Source organism: Aeromicrobium sp. Leaf350, assembly GCF_916858655.1.
Taxonomy (GTDB): Bacteria; Actinomycetota; Actinomycetes; order Propionibacteriales; family Nocardioidaceae; genus Aeromicrobium.
Genome location: NZ_CAKASL010000001.1, coordinates 1074175 through 1092263, shown reverse-complemented (window position 1 = coordinate 1092263; position 18089 = coordinate 1074175). Strand labels below are relative to the sequence as shown.

At 70.8% G+C, this 18089-nt stretch carries 18 protein-coding genes; 14 read left to right on the top strand and 4 right to left on the bottom strand.

Translation table 11 applies throughout. The features are described 5' to 3' along the window. Window positions 1-47 precede the first annotated feature (47 nt). Window positions 48-1145, top strand: a complete 1098-nt coding sequence (locus LO931_RS05570) for an acyl-CoA desaturase (protein ID WP_229052291.1) — start codon at window positions 48-50, stop codon at window positions 1143-1145. Window positions 1146-1260: 115 nt separating this feature from the next. Here the strand turns inward: LO931_RS05570 and LO931_RS05565 are convergent, their stop codons facing one another. After that, window positions 1261-1845, bottom strand: coding sequence for a hypothetical protein (locus LO931_RS05565; protein ID WP_229052290.1), 585 nt, complete (start codon window positions 1843-1845; stop codon window positions 1261-1263). A 27-nt stretch (window positions 1846-1872) separates the two neighbouring features. Beyond that, window positions 1873-2823, bottom strand: a complete 951-nt coding sequence (locus tag LO931_RS05560; protein WP_229052289.1) for an NADPH:quinone oxidoreductase family protein — start codon at window positions 2821-2823, stop codon at window positions 1873-1875. A gap of 70 nt (window positions 2824-2893) precedes the next feature. On the opposite strand from LO931_RS05560, the gene LO931_RS05555 reads away from it, so the two are divergent. Continuing rightward, window positions 2894-5440: an RNA helicase gene (locus tag LO931_RS05555; protein ID WP_229052288.1), complete on the top strand. Its 2547-nt coding sequence runs from the start codon at window positions 2894-2896 to the stop codon at window positions 5438-5440. 110 nt (window positions 5441-5550) lie between these two features. Here LO931_RS05555 and LO931_RS05550 read toward each other — a convergent pair whose 3' ends face one another. Then, window positions 5551-7038 carry an NAD(P)/FAD-dependent oxidoreductase gene (locus tag LO931_RS05550; protein WP_229052287.1) on the bottom strand — a complete coding sequence of 496 codons (1488 nt, stop codon included), beginning with the start codon at window positions 7036-7038 and terminating at the stop codon, window positions 5551-5553. A gap of 67 nt (window positions 7039-7105) precedes the next feature. Between LO931_RS05550 and LO931_RS05545 the strand changes: the two genes are divergently transcribed. Then, the gene (locus tag LO931_RS05545) at window positions 7106-7714 is read left to right on the top strand and encodes a TetR/AcrR family transcriptional regulator (RefSeq protein ID WP_229052286.1); all 609 of its coding nucleotides are present in this window, start codon (window positions 7106-7108) and stop codon (window positions 7712-7714) included. Here LO931_RS05545 and LO931_RS05540 read toward each other — a convergent pair. Further along, complete coding sequence (locus LO931_RS05540) at window positions 7708-8202, bottom strand: inorganic diphosphatase (RefSeq protein ID WP_229052285.1); 495 nt, start codon at window positions 8200-8202, stop codon at window positions 7708-7710. The genes LO931_RS05545 and LO931_RS05540 overlap by 7 nt on opposite strands. Window positions 8203-8318: 116 nt before the next feature. Between LO931_RS05540 and dacB the strand changes: the two genes are divergently transcribed. The 11 genes from dacB (at window position 8319) to LO931_RS05485 (ending at window position 17967) form a co-directional block, all read left to right on the top strand. Further along, window positions 8319-9731, top strand: a complete 1413-nt coding sequence (gene dacB, locus LO931_RS05535; protein ID WP_229052284.1) for a D-alanyl-D-alanine carboxypeptidase/D-alanyl-D-alanine-endopeptidase — start codon at window positions 8319-8321, stop codon at window positions 9729-9731. A gap of 51 nt (window positions 9732-9782) precedes the next feature. Next, on the top strand, window positions 9783-10802 hold the full coding sequence (locus tag LO931_RS05530) for a zinc-dependent metalloprotease (RefSeq protein ID WP_229052283.1): 1020 nt from the start codon (window positions 9783-9785) through the stop codon (window positions 10800-10802). A gap of 178 nt (window positions 10803-10980) precedes the next feature. Next, window positions 10981-11970 (top strand): tRNA lysidine(34) synthetase TilS, encoded by a 990-nt coding sequence (gene tilS, locus LO931_RS05525; protein ID WP_229052282.1) that lies wholly within the window; start codon window positions 10981-10983, stop codon window positions 11968-11970. 20 nt (window positions 11971-11990) lie between these two features. After that, window positions 11991-12548: a hypoxanthine phosphoribosyltransferase gene (gene hpt, locus LO931_RS05520; RefSeq protein ID WP_229052281.1), complete on the top strand. Its 558-nt coding sequence runs from the start codon at window positions 11991-11993 to the stop codon at window positions 12546-12548. 134 nt (window positions 12549-12682) lie between these two features. Next, window positions 12683-14650, top strand: coding sequence for an ATP-dependent zinc metalloprotease FtsH (gene ftsH, locus LO931_RS05515; RefSeq protein ID WP_229052280.1), 1968 nt, complete (start codon window positions 12683-12685; stop codon window positions 14648-14650). Window positions 14651-14653: 3 nt separating this feature from the next. Continuing rightward, window positions 14654-15220: a GTP cyclohydrolase I FolE gene (gene folE / locus LO931_RS05510; RefSeq protein WP_229052279.1), complete on the top strand. Its 567-nt coding sequence runs from the start codon at window positions 14654-14656 to the stop codon at window positions 15218-15220. Between the two features lie 56 nt (window positions 15221-15276). Beyond that, the gene (gene folP / locus LO931_RS05505) at window positions 15277-16080 is read left to right on the top strand and encodes a dihydropteroate synthase (protein ID WP_229053089.1); all 804 of its coding nucleotides are present in this window, start codon (window positions 15277-15279) and stop codon (window positions 16078-16080) included. Beyond that, complete coding sequence (locus LO931_RS05500; RefSeq protein ID WP_229052278.1) at window positions 16077-16502, top strand: nuclear transport factor 2 family protein; 426 nt, start codon at window positions 16077-16079, stop codon at window positions 16500-16502. The genes folP and LO931_RS05500 overlap by 4 nt, the downstream gene beginning before the upstream one ends. After that, the gene (gene folB / locus LO931_RS05495) at window positions 16502-16879 is read left to right on the top strand and encodes a dihydroneopterin aldolase (RefSeq protein WP_229052277.1); all 378 of its coding nucleotides are present in this window, start codon (window positions 16502-16504) and stop codon (window positions 16877-16879) included. The genes LO931_RS05500 and folB overlap by 1 nt, the downstream gene beginning before the upstream one ends. Next, complete coding sequence (gene folK, locus LO931_RS05490) at window positions 16876-17439, top strand: 2-amino-4-hydroxy-6-hydroxymethyldihydropteridine diphosphokinase (protein ID WP_229052276.1); 564 nt, start codon at window positions 16876-16878, stop codon at window positions 17437-17439. Before folB ends, folK begins: the two co-directional genes overlap by 4 nt. 24 nt (window positions 17440-17463) lie before the next feature. Then, window positions 17464-17967, top strand: coding sequence for a DUF3180 domain-containing protein (locus tag LO931_RS05485; RefSeq protein WP_229052275.1), 504 nt, complete (start codon window positions 17464-17466; stop codon window positions 17965-17967). Window positions 17968-18089 lie beyond the last annotated feature (122 nt).

Below are 18089 nucleotides of genomic sequence, written 5' to 3'. Positions count from 1 at the left end.
CTACCGGGCACGGTGTCGGACACAATCCAGTCCCGAGGCGGACCGCGATGAGCTCTACGACCACCGACACGATCAATGACCCGCGGCCGGCCAGCAGGCCGGACGGCGGGTACGTCAGCCATTTCACCGACCTGATGCAGGAGGTGAAGCGTGCCGGGCTCCTGGAGCGGCGGCGCGGCTACTACGTCTGGCAGATCGGCGTGCACGTCGCCGCCTTCGCCGGCATCTGGGTGGGGTTCTTCCTGCTCGGCAACTCGTGGTTCCAGCTGATCCTCGCGGCTCTGCTCGGCGTGATCGTCACGCAGTTCGGGTTCCTCGGCCACGACGCCGCGCACCGCCAGATCTTCTCGTCCCCGGCACGCAACGCGTGGACCGCGCGCATCCTCGCCGGTGCCTTCGCGGGGCTGAGCTTCGCCTGGTGGCGGGCCAAGCACAACATGCACCACCGCGGACCGAACCTCGAGGGCTACGACCCCGACATCGGTCCCGGTGCCATCGCCTTCACGCCCGGCATCGTCAACCAGCGCACGACCGGGTTCGCCGGGTGGTTCGTGAAGCGTCAGGGCTGGCTGTTCTTCCCGCTGCTCACGCTCGAGGGTCTCAACCTCCACGCCGAGAGCATCCGCGCTGCCCGCGACAAGACCTCCAAGCAGCCGTGGCGCCGCACCGAGCTCGCGCTGGTCGTCGGCCGGCTCTCGATCTACGTCGTGGTGCTGCTCGCGTTCCTGCCGCTGGGCAAGGCCCTGGCGTTCTTCGCGCTGCAGATGGCGGTGTTCGGCTTCTGCCTCGGCGCCTCGTTCGCCCCGGCCCACAAGGGCATGCCGATCATCCCGCCCGAGATGAAGCTCGACTTCCTGCGTCGCCAGGTGATGGTGTCGCGCAACGTGAAGGGCAACCCCGTCACGGACTGGGCGATGGGTGGCCTGAACTACCAGATCGAGCACCACCTGTTCCCGAACATGCCGCGCTGCAACCTCAAGAAGGCCCAGCCGTTGGTGCGTGCCCACTGCGAGCGCGAGGGCATCGACTACATGGAGGTGGGCCTGTTCCACTCCTACGCGATCGTGGTCGACTACCTCAACAACGTGGGCCTGCGCGCCCGCGACCCCTTCGACTGCCCCCTCGCCGCCCAGCTCCGCGGGTAGCCCGCCACCCCCGGGAGCGCACACATCTCGCGGGGGAGCCGCAGATCGACCCGAGCCGCCACCCCACTGGGTGCTCCATGCCTGCTTGTCCCCAGCCACGCCCAACCGTCGCCCCTCACCGCGCGACGAGCGACTCCAGGTCCGACACCGCGACGTACCGCTGGGAGACGCCGGGGCGGGTCCAGGTGAAGCCGTCCGGCGGCTCGTCGCCCACGGCCACCAGCCCCACGCGCTCGGTCTCGCCGGCCGGGAAGGCGGCTGCGTACTCACGTCCGCCGAGCGTGCCCCACGGACCGAGGGCTTCCGTGGGAGCCAGGTACCCGCGGCCGTTGCGCCAGCCGTAGGCGGGTCCGTCGTAGTAGGTCAGCACCCGTCGCTCGCCGTCGGCGTCGACACGCCACAGGCAGCTGCCGTTCGGCACCCGCGTGCGCTCGACCCGGAAACGGCCGGCGTCGAGGATCGTCATGAGCGGGTGCGGCGCGACCGTCACGAGGTCGACGAACGAGCGCGGCGACGGGTCGTCGAGGCCGGCTAGCTCCCGCAGCTCGTCGGGTCGCAGCCCCAGGGTGCTCGAGGCCGCCAGCAAGGTCCCCTCGAGGGTGTCGAAGCCCTCCTGCAGGACCGCCGTCGTCGTGGCGGACGGCAGCACCGCGACCCAGGCGCCGGAGCGGGGGTCGTGGACCTCGGTGGGATTCGGCACGGTGGTGGATCGATCAGGGTCAGGCCGTCAGGGGACGAGCAGGACCTTGCCGGTGGCTCGTCGCTGGTCGATCTCCAGCAGCGCGTCGACGACCTCCTCCAGGGGGCGGGTCGACGAGATCACGGGATCGAGCGCGCCGGAGGCCAGGTGCGGCAGCAGCGCGTCCCACTCCATGCGGATGTGTCCCTGGCGGCTCAGCGCGTAGGCGCCCCAGCCGACACCGACGACGGTCGTGTTGTTGAGGAGCAGGCGGTTGACCTTGACCTCCGGGATCGAGCCGGCGGTGAAGCCGATGACCAGCAGACGACCGTCCTCGCGCAGGCTGCGCAGCGAGTCGGTGAAGCGGTCACCGCCGACGGGGTCGACCACGACGTCGACCTTCTCGCCCACGTTCTCGCGGAAGCCGTCGGCCAGCACGTACTCGTCGGCGCCCGCGGCCACGGCGACCTCACCCTTCGCGTCGGTCGAGACGACCGCGACCACGCGCCCGGCCCCGAAGGCCTTCGCGACCTGGATCGCCGCCGTGCCGACGCCGCCCGCCGCCCCGTGCACCAGGACCGACTCGCCCGGCTGCAGGTGACCGCGCTCGATCAGGGCGAAGTAGGCGGTGCCGTAGTTGAAGATGACCGACGCGCCCTTCTCGAAGGACACGTTCTCCGGCAGCGGGAGCACGAACTGCTCGTCGACCGCGACCTGCTCGGCGAAGGCGCCGATGAAGCTGAGGGCCGCGACGCGGTCGCCCGGCGCGAACTCGGAGTCCTCGGGCGCCTCGACGACGATGCCGGCGACCTCCGACCCGGGCACGAACGGGAGGTCGGGCTTGAGCTGGTACTGCCCCCGCGTCTGGAGCACGTCGGGGAACGCCACGCCGGCGGCCTTCACCTCGATGAGCACCTTGCCGGCGGAGTCGGGGGCGTCGACCTCCGTCACGCCGACTGCTTCGGGACCGTCCAGGGTTGTGATCTGCACCGCACGCATGCGTCGACCCTAGCGAGCGCCCGCGACGGGCCGACGGGGGTCCCGGTGGTCGGTCCGGGAGGATGGACCCATGAGAAGACTCGTCGACCTGCTGCCGGACGGGACGACGACCGACGAGGACGCCGTCTACGAGGCCATCGCCGAGTGGACCGAGTCCCGTGGCCTCACGCTCTACCCGGCTCAGGACGAGGCGATCCTCGAGTGCGTCGCGGGCTCGAACGTCGTGCTCGCCACGCCGACGGGCTCGGGCAAGAGCCTCGTCGCGACCGGCGCGATGGCGGCGGCGCTGGCGCGCGGTGAGTGCAGCGTCTACACCGCGCCGATCAAGGCGCTCGTCAGCGAGAAGTTCTTCGACCTGTGCGAGATCTTCGGTGCCGAGAACGTCGGCATGGTCACGGGCGACGCGGCGGTCAACGCCGACGCCCCGATCATCGCCGCGACCGCCGAGATCCTCGCCAACATCGCGTTGCGCGAGGGCGCGGCCGCCGACATCGGTCTGGTCGTCATGGACGAGTTCCACTTCTATGCCGACCCCGACCGCGGCTGGGCGTGGCAGGTCCCGCTGATCGAGCTGCCGCGGGCGCAGTTCCTGCTGATGTCCGCCACCCTCGGCGACACGACCCGTCTCGAGGACGACCTCACCCGACGCACGGGTCGCGACACCGCGGTCGTCACCTCGACCGAACGACCCGTGCCGCTCGTCAGCGAGTACGTGACGACGCCGGTGCAGGAGACGCTCGAGCAGCTCGTCGAGACCGGCCAGACCCCGGTCTACGTCGTCCACTTCACGCAGGCCTCCGCGCTCGAGCGGGCCCAGGCGCTCACGAGCATCAAGGTCGCGACCCGTGAGGAGCGCGACCAGATCGCCGAGGCCCTGGGCGACTTCCGCTTCTCCTCGGCGTTCGGCAAGACGCTGTCACGCCTCGTGCGGATGGGGGTCGGCGTGCACCACGCCGGCATGCTGCCGCGCTACCGCCGACTGGTCGAGACGCTGACGCAGCAGGGCCTGCTGAAGGTCGTGTGCGGCACCGACACGCTCGGCGTCGGCATCAACGTGCCGATCCGCACGGTCCTGTTCAGCGGGCTCAGCAAGTACGACGGCACCCGCCAGCGACAGCTGCAGGTGCGCGAGTTCCAGCAGATCGCGGGCCGTGCCGGGCGAGCGGGGTACGACACGATCGGGCACGTCGTCGTCGAGGCGCCCGAGCACGAGATCGAGAATGCGCGCCTCGTCCGCAAGGCCGGGGACGACCCCAAGAAGCTCAAGCGCGTGCAGCGCAAGAAGGCCCCCGAGGGGTTCGTCTCCTGGGGCGAGGGGACGTTCGACAAGCTCGTCGGCGGCACGCCCGAGCCGCTCGTGTCACGCATGCGGGTCAGCCACGCGATGGTGCTCGACGTCGTCAGCCGCCCGGGTGACGCGCGCGCCTCGCTCGAGCGGCTGCTGCGCGAGAGTGGCGAGACCGAGGACTCGCAGGACCGCATGCTCGCCGAGGTCGACGCGATCATCGAGGCCCTGCTCGCCGGCGGCGTCGTCGAGGCGATCGACCCGCCCGACGCCGAGGGTCGCACGCTGCGGCTCACGATCGACCTGCAGGCCAACTTTGCGCTCAACCAGCCGCTCTCGCCCTTCGCCGTCGCGGCGCTGGAGCTGCTCGACCGGGAGTCGCCGGAGTACGCGCTCGACGTCGTCTCGGTCATCGAGGCCACGCTCGACGACCCGCGTCCGATCATCAACGCCCAGCGCCACCGGGCCCGCGGCGAGGCGATCAACGAGATGAGGATGGACGGCATCGAGTACGACGAGCGCATGGAGCTGCTCGAGGACGTCGAGCACCCCAAGCCGCTCGAGGAGCTGCTGACGGCCGGCTACGAGGCGTACCGGATCGGGCACCCGTGGGTCGCCGACCACGAGCTGCGGCCCAAGTCGGTCGTGCGCGAGATGTGGGAGCGCGCCATGACGTTCTCCGAGCTGATCGGCGACTACCAGCTCGCCCGCTCGGAGGGCCTGGTGCTGCGGTACCTGTCGGACGTCTACAAGACGCTGGGTCGCACGGTGCCCGAGAAGGCGCGCAACACCGAGCTCGAGGACCTCACCGAGTGGCTCGGCGAGCTCGTGCGGCAGACCGACTCCAGCCTGCTCGACGAGTGGGAGGAGCTCATCAACCCGGGCGACGACCCTGCGGTGGTCCGCCCGAAGGCCGACGGCAGTGCTCCGCCCCGGCCGGTCACGGGCAACGCCCGGGCGTTCCGGGTGCTCGTGCGCAACGCGCTGTTCCGCCGCGTCGAGCTGGCGGCGTTCGGCCGCTGGACCGCGCTGGCCGAGCTCGACGCCGACGACGGCTGGGACGCGGAGGCCTGGCGCGAGGCGATGCTGGCCTACCGCGAGGAGTACGACGAGCTGGGCACGGGCCCGGAGGCCCGCGGGCCGCAGTTCTTCCAGGTCGACGAGGCCACGCCGGCGTCGATGGAGCCGGGCACGCGCGGGTGGACCGTGCGACAGACGTTCCACGACCCCGACGGCGACCGCGACTGGGGCATCACCGCCGAGGTCGACCTGGACGCCTCCGACGAGGCCGGCGAGGCCGTCGTCCGCATCACCGACGTCGGCCCCCACTAACTACCGCTCGCGAGAGACTTTGTTACCCCTCGCGAGAGACCTTGTTGGTGGACAGGAGAGAACAAAGTCTCTCGTGACCACCAACAAAGTCTCTCGCGAGCGGTAGGCGGCTAGGCGGCGCGGGAGGTCTCGCGGGTGGCGGTGTGCCAGATGAAGTCGCCGGTGTCGACGGTGCGCAGGTGCCACCAGTAGCGGAACGTGAACCCGGGCCAGATCGTGCGGTTCTTGCCCTGGCTGTCGAGGTACCAGCTCGTGCAGCCGCCCTGGCTCCACACGCCCTTCGACACCTTCTCCTGCACCGCGTCGTTGAACGCGGTCTGCGCCTGCGGCGTGGGCTGCACGGCGCCGGCACCCCGCTCGTCCATCGTCTCGAGCAGCTTGACGATCCACTTCGTCTGCTGCTCGATCATGAACACGACCGAGTTGTGGCCGAGCGCCGTGTTGGGGCCCAGCAGCAGGAAGAAGTTCGGGAAGTGCGAGACCGCGATGCCGTTGTAGGTCTCGATGCCGTGCTCGTCGAAGGTCTTCGACAGGTCGCGCCCGCCCTCACCCGTGACGTGCACCCACTGGAACGCGTCGGTCACGTGGAAGCCCGTGCCGTAGATGATGACGTCGACCTCGCGGAAGTCGCCGTCCTTCGTGCGGATGCCGGTGGCCGTGATCTCCTCGACGCCCGTGTCGATCAGGGCGACGTTCTCCTGGTTGTAGACCGGGATGTAGTTGTCGGTCTTGAGCACCCGCTTGCAGCCGAGGCGGTAGTCGGGGATGAGCTTCTCGGCGGTCTCGGGGTCGTTGACGGTCTTGCGGATGTAGCCCGAGACCTTCTTCTCGACGACCGAGGTGATGTTCTGCAGCGGCCCGGTGAAGCCGAGCTGGGTGGCCTCGTTCATCCAGTAGTGCAGGTTGCGGTAGGCGCGCGTGCCGCCCGGGACCTTGGAGATGAAGGTCTTCTTCTTGCCCGTGATGTCGTGGTTCGACTTCGGGACGACCCACGGCGCGGTGCGCTGGTGCACGTCGAGCTGGCCGACGATCGGGGCGATCTGGGGGATGAACTGGATGGCGCTGGCGCCGGTGCCGATGACCGCGACGCGCTTGCCCGTCAGGTCGACGTCGTGGTCCCACTGCGCCGAGTGGAAGCGGGCGCCCTCGAACGACTCGGCGCCCTTGATGGTGGGGATGTTGGGGATGTGCAGGCCACCGATGCCCGAGACGAGCACGCGGGTGTCGTACGTCTCGCCGTTGGTCGTGACGGTCCAGCGCTGGCGGTCCTCGTCCCACGTGGCGCCGGTCATCTCGGTGCCGAAGTGGATGACCTCGTGCAGGCGGTGCTTCTTCGCGACGCCCCGCATGTACTCCCAGATCTCCGCCTGGCCGGAGTACTCGCGCGACCACTCGGGGTTGAGCTCGTAGGAGAAGGAGTACATGTGGCTCTGGACGTCGCACTCCGCGCCGGGGTACGTGTTGTCGCGCCACGTGCCGCCGACGTCGTCGGCCTTCTCGAGCACGAGGAAGTCGGTGCGGCCGGCTTCGCGAAGCTTCATGGCCATGCCCATGCCGGAGAAGCCGCTGCCGATGATGAGGGTGTCGGTGCTGATCACATTTCGGATACTATCGGTATCTGAGTCGTGCGCCAAGATGGTGCGGCATCGATGTGAGGAGAACGACGTGACCGTCGACGGGACCCGGATCACCCGAGCCGAGCGCCAGGCGCAGACCCGCGAGCGTCTGGTCGAGGTCGCGTGCGAGCTCTTCCTGACCGAGGGCTACGCCGCGACGCCGCTCGACAAGGTGGCCCTGACCGCCGGGTTCTCCAAGGGCGCGGTCTACTCCAACTTCTCCGGCAAGGAGGAGCTGTGCCTCGCCGTGCTCGACAGCCTGCACGCCGAGCAGATCGAGGGCATCGTCGAGGCGTTCAGCGCCCGCACCGACCTGGACAGCCGCATCGACGCGTTCGTCGAGTGGGCCCGCCGCAGCGTCGGCACCCCGCGCTACACCGCGCTCGAGGTCGAGTTCGCCGCCGCGGCCCGGCACAGCCCGTTCGTCGCGCGCGAGCTCGTGAAGCGGCACCGCGACATGCGGGCGATGGCCGCCGGGCTCATCACGCAGATCGCCGAGGAGGAGGGCATCGAGCTCGCGCTCACGCCCGACCAGGCCGCCACGTCGCTCCTGAGCCTCGGCATCGGGATGGGCGCGATGCGCTCGCTCGACGCCACGATCGACGTCAGCGTCTTCGCGGCCGCGATCCGGTCGCTGGTGCGCCCGAAGGCTCAGTAGCCGCCGTTGTCCTTGAAGCGCTGGAAGCTGGCCTGGATCTCGGCCTCGGCCTCCTCGCGACCGACCCAGTGCGAGCCCTTCTCGACGAACTTGCCCGGCTCGAGGTCCTTGTAGGTCTCGAAGAAGTGCTGGATCTCGCCGCGGTCGAACTCCGACACGTCGGTGATGTCCTGCAGGTGGGCCTGGCGCGGGTCGTGCGACGGGACGCACAGCACCTTGTCGTCGCCACCGGCGTCGTCGGTCATCTTGAACATGCCGATCGCGCGGCACTCGATGACGCAGCCGGGGAACGTCGGGAACGGCAGGACCACGAGGGCGTCCAGCGGGTCGCCGTCGTTGCCGAGGGAGTCGTCGATGAACCCGTAGTCGGCCGGGTACGTCATCGAGGTGAAGAGGGTGCGATCCAGGCGGATGCGGTGGGTCTTGTGGTCGAGCTCGTACTTGTTGCGCTCGCCCTTGGGAATCTCCACGGTGACGTCGAAGATCACTTGTCCTCCAGGTGGTGGCCGGCCGGATTCGCTCACGGCAGGTGCTCGGTCGTCGGTGATCGCCCGCCCCTGTCCAGCGGAAGGGGGCGTCCGACCGTCTCTATAGTCTGGCCCATGTGACGTCACGTCGAGGCAACCGGGTGCAGGAGCGCACCGGCCACCCCGTCCTGCGCGCCCTCGCATGGCTCACGGCACTCGCCGTCCTGGCCGCGGCGATCGCCGGCGTCACGGTGCTCCACCAGCGTGGATCGTTGAACGAGTTCCTCTGCGGGGGCGACTGCGGCGACCGCTACGTCACCGCGCCCGAGCAGCTCGACGTGGCCGACCCGGCGGGCCAGGCCCTCTCGTCGCCGCCGCCCGCCGAGGCCGACCAGGGCGCCGTGTCCGCCGCGGTCGAGGCCACGCTCGGACAGCCGCTGCTCGGGCCCCACGTGGGCGTGTCGGTGCGCGAGCTCGACGGCACCGAGGTGCTCGCCACCTCGCCCGACGCGTTCATCCCCGCGTCCACCACGAAGGTCCTTACGGCCTACGCCGCGCTCACGACGCTCGACCCGGCTCAGCACTTCCGCACCAGCGTGCGGCTCGACGGGTCCCGGCTGGTGCTCGTGGGCGGCGGCGACCCGTACCTCATGGCCACCCCGGCCGACCGCGGGTTCGCGGCACCGGCCGACCTCGCCACGCTGGCCGACCGCACGGCCGCCGACCTCGTCGAGCGGGGCCTCACGCAGGTGCAGCTCGCCTTCGACGACACGATGTTCACGGGTCCGGCGGACAACCCGACCTGGGAGCCGAGCTACGCGTCGCAGAACCAGGTCAGCCCCATCACGGCTCTCTGGACCGACCGCGGGCGCGTCGACAAGCGGCGTGTCGAGGACCCGTCGGGCACCGCGGCGTCGATCTTCGCCGCGCAGCTCACCGAGCGAGGAGTCACGGTCACGGCCGTCGAGCCGGGTCAGGCGCCGACGAGCGCCACCGAGGTCGCCGACGTCGAGGGACCCACCGTCGCCCAGGCCGTCGAGCGCATGGTGCTCACGAGCGACAACGGTGCCGCCGAGGTCCTGGCCCGTCACGTCGCGATCGCCGCCGGCGCCGAGCCGAGCTTCACCGGCGCCACCGAGTCCATCCGCACCGCCCTCGCCGCAGCCGGCGTCGAGACCACCGGGCTCGAGCTCTCCGACGGCAGCGGGCTGTCGCGCCGCAACCGCATCGCGCCGTCGACGCTCACCTCGGTCGTGGCCGCCTCCCGCGAGGCCGCCCCTCAGCTCACGGGCGACCTCCCGGTCGCCGGGTTCACCGGCACGTTGGTCGAGCGGTTCGTCGGGGTGGCCGGCCGTGGCCTGGCCCGGGTCAAGACCGGGGCGCTCAACCAGGTCCACTCGCTCGCCGGCACGGTCACCACGGCCGACGGCGTCGTGCTGACCGTGGCGGTCATGGTCGACCAGGCCGACCTCACCCGTCCGCTCGACTCGCGCGCTGCGGTCGACGCCGTCGTGGCGTCGCTGGCCGGCTGCAGCTGTGCTGCTCCGTAGGATCCCGGGATTGGTCGAGCGCGGTTGGGCCGGTGTCCGTAGGTTGAGGTCATGATCGACTGGCGGCTCGCCCGCGCCACGGGTGCCCGACTCAGCCGCCCCGGGCCCGACGTGTCCCCGGCGGAGGCCGCCGAGGTCGTCGAGGAGCTGCGGGTCGCCGCGGCCCGTGCCCAGCTGCCGGTCCGCGAGTTCACCGGTCTCTCGGCGCCGACCGACGCGACGCCCGTGCTCGTCGTCGACCGGCCCCGGTGGATCGAGGCCAACCTCGGCTCGTTCTCCGAGCTCCTCGGTCCCACGCTCGAGAAGCTCGACGCACGCACCAACGCGATGACCCGTCGGGTCGGCGGCGCCGTGTCGGGCGCCGAGCTCGGAGCCGTGCTCGCCCTCGTGTCGAGCCGGGTGCTCGGACAGTTCGACCCGTTCTGGACCGGCCCGGGCGGCGAGCCCGGTCGTCTCCTGCTGGTCGCGCCGAACATCGTGCAGATCGAGCGCAAGCTCGGCGTGGTGCCGTCGGACTTCCGTCTGTGGGTCTGCCTGCACGAGGAGACCCACCGCGTGCAGTTCACCGCGAACCCGTGGCTGCGCGACCACCTGCGCAGCATCGTGCAGGAGTTCCTCGACCAGACCGACGCCGATGCGGTGAGCCGCATCGCCGAGCAGCTCGGCAAGGCGCTGCGTGGCGAGGTCGAGCTGTCGTTCCAGGAGCTGTTCCAGAGCGACGAGCAGCGCGCCCTCGTGGCGCGTGCCACCGGGGTCATGTCGCTGCTCGAGGGTCACGCCGACGTCGTGATGGACGGCGTGGGCCCCGAGGTCGTGCCCACCGTCGCCACGATCCGGCGCCGGTTCTCGCAGCGCCGCGAGTCGGCCGGTCCGCTCGACCGCATCCTGCGCAAGGTCCTCGGCATGGAGGGCAAGCTCCGGCAGTACCAGGAGGGCGCCGCGTTCGTGCGGGCCGTCGTCGACGCGGTGGGCATGGAGGGCTTCAACGACGTCTGGACGTCCGCCGAGACCCTCCCGAGCCACGCCGAGGTCCTCGACCCCACCCTCTGGCTCGCCCGCGTCTCCCCCTGACGTACCCCTCGCGAGAGACCTTGTTACCCCTCGCGAGTGAACTTGTTCGTGGTCACGAGCGACGTTGTTCGTGGATACGAGGTGGCCCTGTGGACGACGGCTCTCCTGTCCACCAACAAAGTCTCTCGTCGCCCCTAACAAGCTCACTCGCGAGCGGTGATTCTGGGAGGGTGGGGGGATGAGTGCGGGCTCGGGCGTAGGGCGGTTGGCGGCGGAGGTGGCCGCGGGGCGTGCCGCCGTGCGTGACGCGCTGGCCGACGTCGACGCCGGCGGTGTCGTGCTGGTCGGCGTCTCCGGCGGGGCCGACTCGCTCGCGCTGGCCGCGTCGCTCGCCTTCGTCGGCCCTCGAGCCGGCTGGGACGTCCGCGCCGTGGCGGTCGACCACGCGCTGCAGCCCGGGTCCGACGCCGTCGCCGAGCGAGCCGCCGAGCAGTGCCGCGCCCTCGGGCTGGGCGCCGAGGTGGTCCGCGTGACCGTGGGCGCCGACGGCGGACCGGAGGCCGCCGCCCGCACCGCGCGCCTGCAGGCCCTCCAACTGCGCGCGAGCGAGACCGGTGCCGTCGCGATCTGCCTGGCCCACACCCTCGACGACCAGGCCGAGACGGTCCTGCTCGGGCTCGGCCGCGGCTCGGGCGCTCGTTCGCTCGCCGGCATGGCTCCTCGCTCCGGCCTCGTCCGCCGCCCGTTCCTCGGCCTGCGCAGGACCGAGACCGAGGCGATCTGCACAACCCTCGGCCTCGACCCGTGGCACGACCCGCACAACACCGATCCGCGCTTCCGCCGTGTGCGCGTGCGCCACGAGGTGATGCCCGTGCTCGAGGACGTGCTCGACGGAGGCGTCGCCGAGGCCCTCGCCCGCACCGCGACCCACCTCGGCCGTGACCTCGAGCTGCTGGAGGCGCTGACCTCCGCGTGGGTCGACGCGCACCCCGACCCCACGATCGCCGAGCTCGCGGCCCAGCACGCCGCAGTCCGCACGCGGGTGCTGCACCGCCTCGCGGTCGCGGCCGGCGCGACGCCCGGCGAGACCACCGCCGAGCACGTCGGCCGACTCGACTCGCTCGTGACGACGCCGCGCGGTGGCCGCCGCATCGAGCTGCCCGGCGGCGTCACCTGCACCCGCGAGGCCGATCGGCTCCGCTTCGTCCCGACCCTGCCCCTCACCTGACGCTGTGGCACGCTGATCCCGTGGACCGTGAGCACATCGAGGACGACCTCGATCCGACCCAGACCCTCTACACCGAGGAGCAGATCCAGGCTCGCCTGAAGGAGATGGCGCAGCAGATCCAGATCGACTACGAGGGCCGTGACGTGCTCCTCGTCGGCGTGCTCAAGGGTGCGGTCATGGTCATGGCCGACCTCGCCCGCGCGCTCGACCGCCACGTCGAGATGGACTGGATGGCCGTGTCCTCCTACGGCTCGGGCACGAAGAGCTCCGGCGTCGTCCGCATCCTCAAGGACCTCGACGCCGACATCAGCGGCCGCGACGTCCTGATCGTCGAGGACATCATCGACACGGGCCTCACCCTGTCGTGGCTCGTCGCCAACCTGAGGTCGCGCAAGCCCGCCTCGGTCGAGATCGCGACCCTGCTCCGCAAGCCCGACGCCGTCCAGATGGAGGTCGACGTCAAGTACATCGGCTTCGACATCCCGAACGCCTTCGTCGTGGGCTACGGCCTCGACTACGCCGAGCGCTACCGCAACCTGCGCTGCATCGGCACCCTCGCCGAGCACGTGTACCGCTGAGGGCCTGAGGTTCCGGGCCGAGACGCCGCACAGCAGGAACCCGACGAAGTGCCCGGACGTTGGTCATGCGTGACCGCCCCACGTGTACGGTTCACCTACCGTCGATCGCTGAGGAGAGGGTGGGCTGACGCCCCATGAACGTGAAGCAGATCCTGAAGGGCCCGTGGCTCTGGATCATCGTCATCGCCCTCGTCGTGATCGGCATCCTGCAGTTCTCGTCGTCCTCCGACGGCTATCGCGAGGTCAAGACCTCGACGATGGTCACCTACCTGGAGACCGACAAGATCAAGGAGCTCACCTTCATCGAGGGCGAGCAGCGCATCGAGGCGACCCTCAAGAAGGACGACGAGAAGGTCCGCGCGACCTGGCTCGGCGACCAGGGCGCCCGCCTCGTCGAGACCGCCGAGACCGCGGTCGACGACAAGAAGCTCCCGAGCTTCGACGTCGAGAACCCGCAGACCAGCCCGTTCGTCTCGCTGCTGTTCACGCTGCTGCCGATCATGCTGATCGTCCTGATCCTGTTCTGGTTCATGGGCCGCATGCAGGGCGGCGGTGGCGGCGTCATGAAGTTCAGCAAGTCGCGCGCCAAGCTCATCACGAAGGACACCCCGCAGACCACGTTCGCCGACGTCGCCGGCTGCGACGAGGCGATCGAGGAGCTCGGCGAGATCAAGGAGTTCCTCTCCGAGCCCGCCAAGTTCCAGGCCGTCGGCGCGAAGATCCCCAAGGGCGTGCTGCTCTACGGACCTCCCGGCACCGGCAAGACGCTGCTGGCGCGAGCCGTCGCGGGTGAGGCCGGCGTGCCGTTCTACTCGATCTCCGGCTCGGACTTCGTCGAGATGTTCGTCGGTGTCGGCGCGAGCCGTGTCCGCGACCTGTTCGAGCAGGCCAAGTCGAACGCCCCGGCGATCGTCTTCATCGACGAGATCGACGCCGTCGGTCGTCACCGCGGCACCGGCATGGGCGGCGGGCACGACGAGCGCGAGCAGACGCTCAACCAGCTCCTGGTGGAGATGGACGGCTTCGACGTCCGCGGCGGCGTCATCCTCATCGCCGCGACCAACCGTCCCGACGTGCTCGACCCGGCCCTCCTGCGCCCGGGACGCTTCGACCGTCAGATCGGCGTCGAGGCGCCTGACCTGAAGGGCCGCGAGACGATCCTCAAGGTGCACGCGCGTGGCAAGCCGATCGGCCCCGACGTCGACCTCGGCAGCGTCGCGAAGCGCACCCCCGGCTTCAGTGGCGCCGACCTGGCGAACGTCCTCAACGAGGCGGCCCTGCTCACGGCCCGCAACGACGAGAAGGTCATCACGAACGAGACCCTCGACGAGGCGATCGACCGCGTCATGGCCGGACCGCAGAAGCGCACCCGCCTGATGAACGAGCACGAGCGGCTCGTCACGGCGTACCACGAGGGCGGCCACGCACTCGTGGCCGCCGCCCTGCCGCAGAGCGACCCGGTGCACAAGATCACGATCCTGCCCCGCGGCCGCGCGCTTGGCTACACGATGGTGCTGCCCGACGAGGACAAGTACAGCCAGACCCGCGCCGAGCTGCAGGACAAGCTCGCGTACATGATGGGCGGCCGCGCCGCGGAGGAGCTCGTCTTCCACAACCCCACCACGGGCGCCGGCAACGACATCGAGAAGGCCACGGGCCTGGCCCGCGCGATGGTCACGCAGTACGGCATGAGCGAGCGGGTCGGAGCCATCAAGCTCGGCAGCGACAACAGCCAGCCGTTCCTGGGCGCCGGCACCGGCATGGGCCACACGCGCGACTACTCCGAGCGGGTCGCCGCGCTGGTCGACGACGAGGTGACGCTGCTGATCAGCAACGCCCACCAGGAGGCCTTCGACATCCTCGCCGACAACCGCGACGTCCTGGACTCGCTGGTCGTCGAGCTGATGGAGAAGGAGACCCTCGACAAGGCGCAGGTGGCGCGCATCTTCGAGCCGCTGCGCCGCCGCGAGGTGCGCCCCCCGTGGACCGGGTCCGACACGCGACAGCCCTCGCAGGAGCCGCCGGTCGTCATCGCCCCGGCCCAGCCGGCCGTGTCCGAGGACGGCGTCGACATCGGCCCTGATGTGGACGGATCGGTCTGAGGCGTGGCGATCGACCACGCCCGCGCCGAGGCGGCGATCCGCGAGCTGCTGATCGCGATCGGTGAGGACCCGGAGCGCGACGGCCTGCGCGAGACGCCGGCTCGGGTCGCCCGGTCGTACGGCGAGCTCGTGGCGGGCCTCGACCAGGACCCCACGGAGGTCCTGACCGCGACGTTCGACGTCGGTCACGACGAGCTCGTGCTGGTCAAGGACATCGAGATGTGGAGCCTGTGCGAGCACCACCTCGTGCCGTTCTTCGGTGTCGCGCACATCGGCTACATCCCGGCGGCCGAGGGCAACGTGACGGGTCTGTCGAAGCTGGCCCGGCTCGTCGACGTCTTCGCCCGCCGGCCGCAGGTGCAGGAGCGGCTCACGACGCAGATCGCCGACGCCCTCACCGAGGTGCTGTCGCCGCGTGGCGTGATCGTGGTGATCGAGGCCGAGCACCTCTGCATGACGATGCGGGGCATCCGCAAGGGCGGCGCGAAGACCATCACCAGCGCGGTGCGCGGACAGCTGCGCGAGACCGCCACGCGCGCCGAGGCCATGGGTCTCATCAAGGGCTCGTGAGCCGGCCGCTCCTCCCCGGAATCGCCGGTCACCCGCCTGCCCCGCACACCCTCGTGATGGGGGTCGTCAACGTCACCCCCGACTCCTTCTCCGACGGCGGGCTCTGGCTCGACGCGGACGCCGCTGTGGCGCGCGGGCGCCAGCTCGTGGCCGACGGCGCCGACGTGGTCGACGTCGGCGGGGAGTCGACGCGACCGGGCGCGCTCCGCGTCGACGAGGCGACCGAGCTCGAGCGGGTCGTGCCGGTGGTCCGGGACCTCGTGGCCGACGGCGTGGCCGTCTCGGTCGACACGATGCGGTCCTCGGTGGCGGCGGCCGCGTGGGAGGCGGGGGCCGCCCTGGTCAACGACGTGTCCGGGGGCCGCGCCGACCCCGACATGCTCCGGGTGGTCGCCGAGGTCGGTGCACCGTTCGTCGTGATGCACTGGCGCGCGCACTCCGCCGCGATGCAGCACGGAGACCACACGCACTACGACGACGTGGTCCGTGACGTGCTGACCGAGCTGCGGGGGCAGGTCGACGCCGCCCTCGAGGCGGGCGTGCGCGCCGACCGGATCGTGGTCGATCCCGGGCTCGGCTTCTCCAAGACGGGCGAGCAGAACTGGACGGTCCTGGCCGAGCTGGAGGCCTTCGCCGCGCTGGGGCACCCGGTGCTGGTCGCGGCGAGCCGCAAGCGCTTCCTCGGCGAGCTGCTGGCCGAGGGCGACGACCTGCGTCCGGCCGACCGGCGCGACGACGCCACGGCGGCGCTCTCGACCCTGGCCGCCCGCGCCGGCGCCTGGGCCGTGCGGGTGCACGAGGCCCGCCCCTCGGCCGATGCGGTGCGGGTCGTGGCACGCCTGGCAGGATCGTCCCCATGAGCGGTGACGTGCTGGCCGTGCACCGCAGCTTCTACGAGGCGATCGAGGCCGGTGACGTCGACCTGATGGCGGCGCTGTGGATCGACCGCCCCGACACCTCCTGCGCCCACCCGGGCACCACGCCCGTGCGCGGCACGTCGGGCATCCTGCGGTCCTGGACCATGCTCATGGCGCAGGCCGGCTACCTGCAGTTCTTCCTGACCGACGTGCAGGCCGCCTACACGTCCGACGGTGCGGTGGCGATCGTGACCTGCACCGAGAACATCCTGTCCGGGCACGGGCTGGAGAGCCCTGACAGCTTCGCCGGCGGCAAGGTCACGAGCACCAGCATCCTGGTGCTGCGGCAGGGGCGCTGGCAGTTCCACACCCGCCACGCCTCGCCGATCATCGACTTCGACGCCGAGCCGACCGAGGAGGAGTGATGGCGATCCCCGAGGGCCTGGACCGCATCGAGCTGACCGGACTGCGCGGCTTCGGCCACCACGGCGTGTTCGACCACGAGCGCCGCGACGGCCAGGAGTTCGTCGTCGACGTCGTGCTCGGGCTGGACCTGACGACGGCCGGACGCACCGACGACCTGGCCGAGACGGTCCACTACGGAGAGCTCGCCGACAGCATCCACGCGGTGCTCGTGGGTCCTCCTGTGGACCTCATTGAGTCGCTGGCGCTGCGTATGGTGGACTTGTGTCTGACGGACGCCCGCGTGCAGTGGGCGAGCGTCACGGTGCACAAGCCGAACGCGCCCATCACGCCCACGTTCACCGACGTGGCCGTCACGATCGAGCGGAGCAGACAGTGACCGAATCGCCCACCCCCTACGTGCTGGACGCCGACACCATGACCGGCGGGATGCGTCCCATCCGCCAGGCCGTCATCGCGATCGGCTCGAACCTGGGCGACCGCCACGCGCGCTTGCAGGGCGCCGTCTCGGCGCTCGAGGACACCCCCGAGGTGCAGGTCGTCGCGATCTCCTCGGTCTACGAGACCGAGCCCTTCGAGGCCCCCGCCGGCTCCGAGAAGTTCCTCAACGCGGTCGTCCTGATCGACACGACCCTCACGGTCCACACGCTGCTCGACCGCGCGCTGGCCATCGAGGACGCCTTCGGTCGCGAGCGCAGCGAGCCGAACGCCCCGCGCACGCTCGACGTCGACGTCATCGTCGTCGGCGACCGCGTGGCCGACGACGAGTCGCTGCAGCTCCCGCACCCGCGCGCCCACGAGCGCGGCTTCGTGCTGGTGCCGTGGCTGGAGGTCGACCCGGAGGGCCAGATCCCCGGCCAGGGCTTTGTCGCCGACCTGATCGGCGGGGTCGACACCAGCGGCGTCGTCAAGCGCGAGGACCTCGAGATCCTCCTCTGAGAGCCCTGACGTGAGAGCCGTGGCATGAGGTCAGTCCGACCCACCTCGATCCGGCTGCTGGCCGTCGTGGTCAGCGCCGGGCTGCTGCTCGGTGCCGGGCTCCCGGTGCTGGTGCGGCGCCTCGGCGGCGACGTGCCGCTGCTCTCCTGGGGTCCGGCGACCCTGCTGGCCATCGCGGCCGGCATCGTCGGTGTCGTGGCGTGGTCGACCTGGAAGTCGGTCCATCGCGACCACCAACGGGTCAACGCCGACCGCGCGCTGTTCCACCTCGCCCTCGCCCACGCGTCGTCCCGCGTGGGTGCCCTCTTCCTGGGCGGCTACGCGGGCTTCGCGCTCGCGTACGTCGACCTGTGGGAGACCACGAACGGTCGGGACCGTGTGCTGCACGGCGGCGGCGCCGCGGTCGCCGCGGCCCTGCTGATGCTGGCGGGCCTCCTCATGGAGCGTGCCTGCCGGCTCCCCACGGACGACGACGAGGACGAGGACGACGACGGCTCCCGCTCGAAGGCCACCCCCAGCCCCACCTGAGGTCCCGGTTTCCCACGAGACCGCTCGAATCACGCATCGAGCGCACCAAGCTTCATGCGCTCTATGCGGGCTTCCTGGGTGAACCCACGAAGTTTCCGACGGTCTCGTGGGAATCCGCGGGA

Excerpts from the sequence above, each read along its gene's own strand:
- LO931_RS05570 (WP_229052291.1), top strand. The coding sequence starts at position 48 with ATGAGCTCTACGACCACCGACACGATCAATGACCCGCGGCCGGCCAGC.
- LO931_RS05560 (WP_229052289.1), bottom strand. The coding sequence starts at position 2,823 with ATGCGTGCGGTGCAGATCACAACCCTGGACGGTCCCGAAGCAGTCGGC.
- LO931_RS05555 (WP_229052288.1), top strand. The coding sequence starts at position 2,894 with ATGAGAAGACTCGTCGACCTGCTGCCGGACGGGACGACGACCGACGAG.
- LO931_RS05530 (WP_229052283.1), top strand. The coding sequence starts at position 9,783 with ATGATCGACTGGCGGCTCGCCCGCGCCACGGGTGCCCGACTCAGCCGC.
- tilS (WP_229052282.1), top strand. The coding sequence starts at position 10,981 with ATGAGTGCGGGCTCGGGCGTAGGGCGGTTGGCGGCGGAGGTGGCCGCG.
- ftsH (WP_229052280.1), top strand. The coding sequence starts at position 12,683 with ATGAACGTGAAGCAGATCCTGAAGGGCCCGTGGCTCTGGATCATCGTC.
- folP (WP_229053089.1), top strand. The coding sequence starts at position 15,277 with ATGGGGGTCGTCAACGTCACCCCCGACTCCTTCTCCGACGGCGGGCTC.
- LO931_RS05500 (WP_229052278.1), top strand. The coding sequence starts at position 16,077 with ATGAGCGGTGACGTGCTGGCCGTGCACCGCAGCTTCTACGAGGCGATC.
- folB (WP_229052277.1), top strand. The coding sequence starts at position 16,502 with ATGGCGATCCCCGAGGGCCTGGACCGCATCGAGCTGACCGGACTGCGC.
- LO931_RS05485 (WP_229052275.1), top strand. The coding sequence starts at position 17,464 with ATGAGGTCAGTCCGACCCACCTCGATCCGGCTGCTGGCCGTCGTGGTC.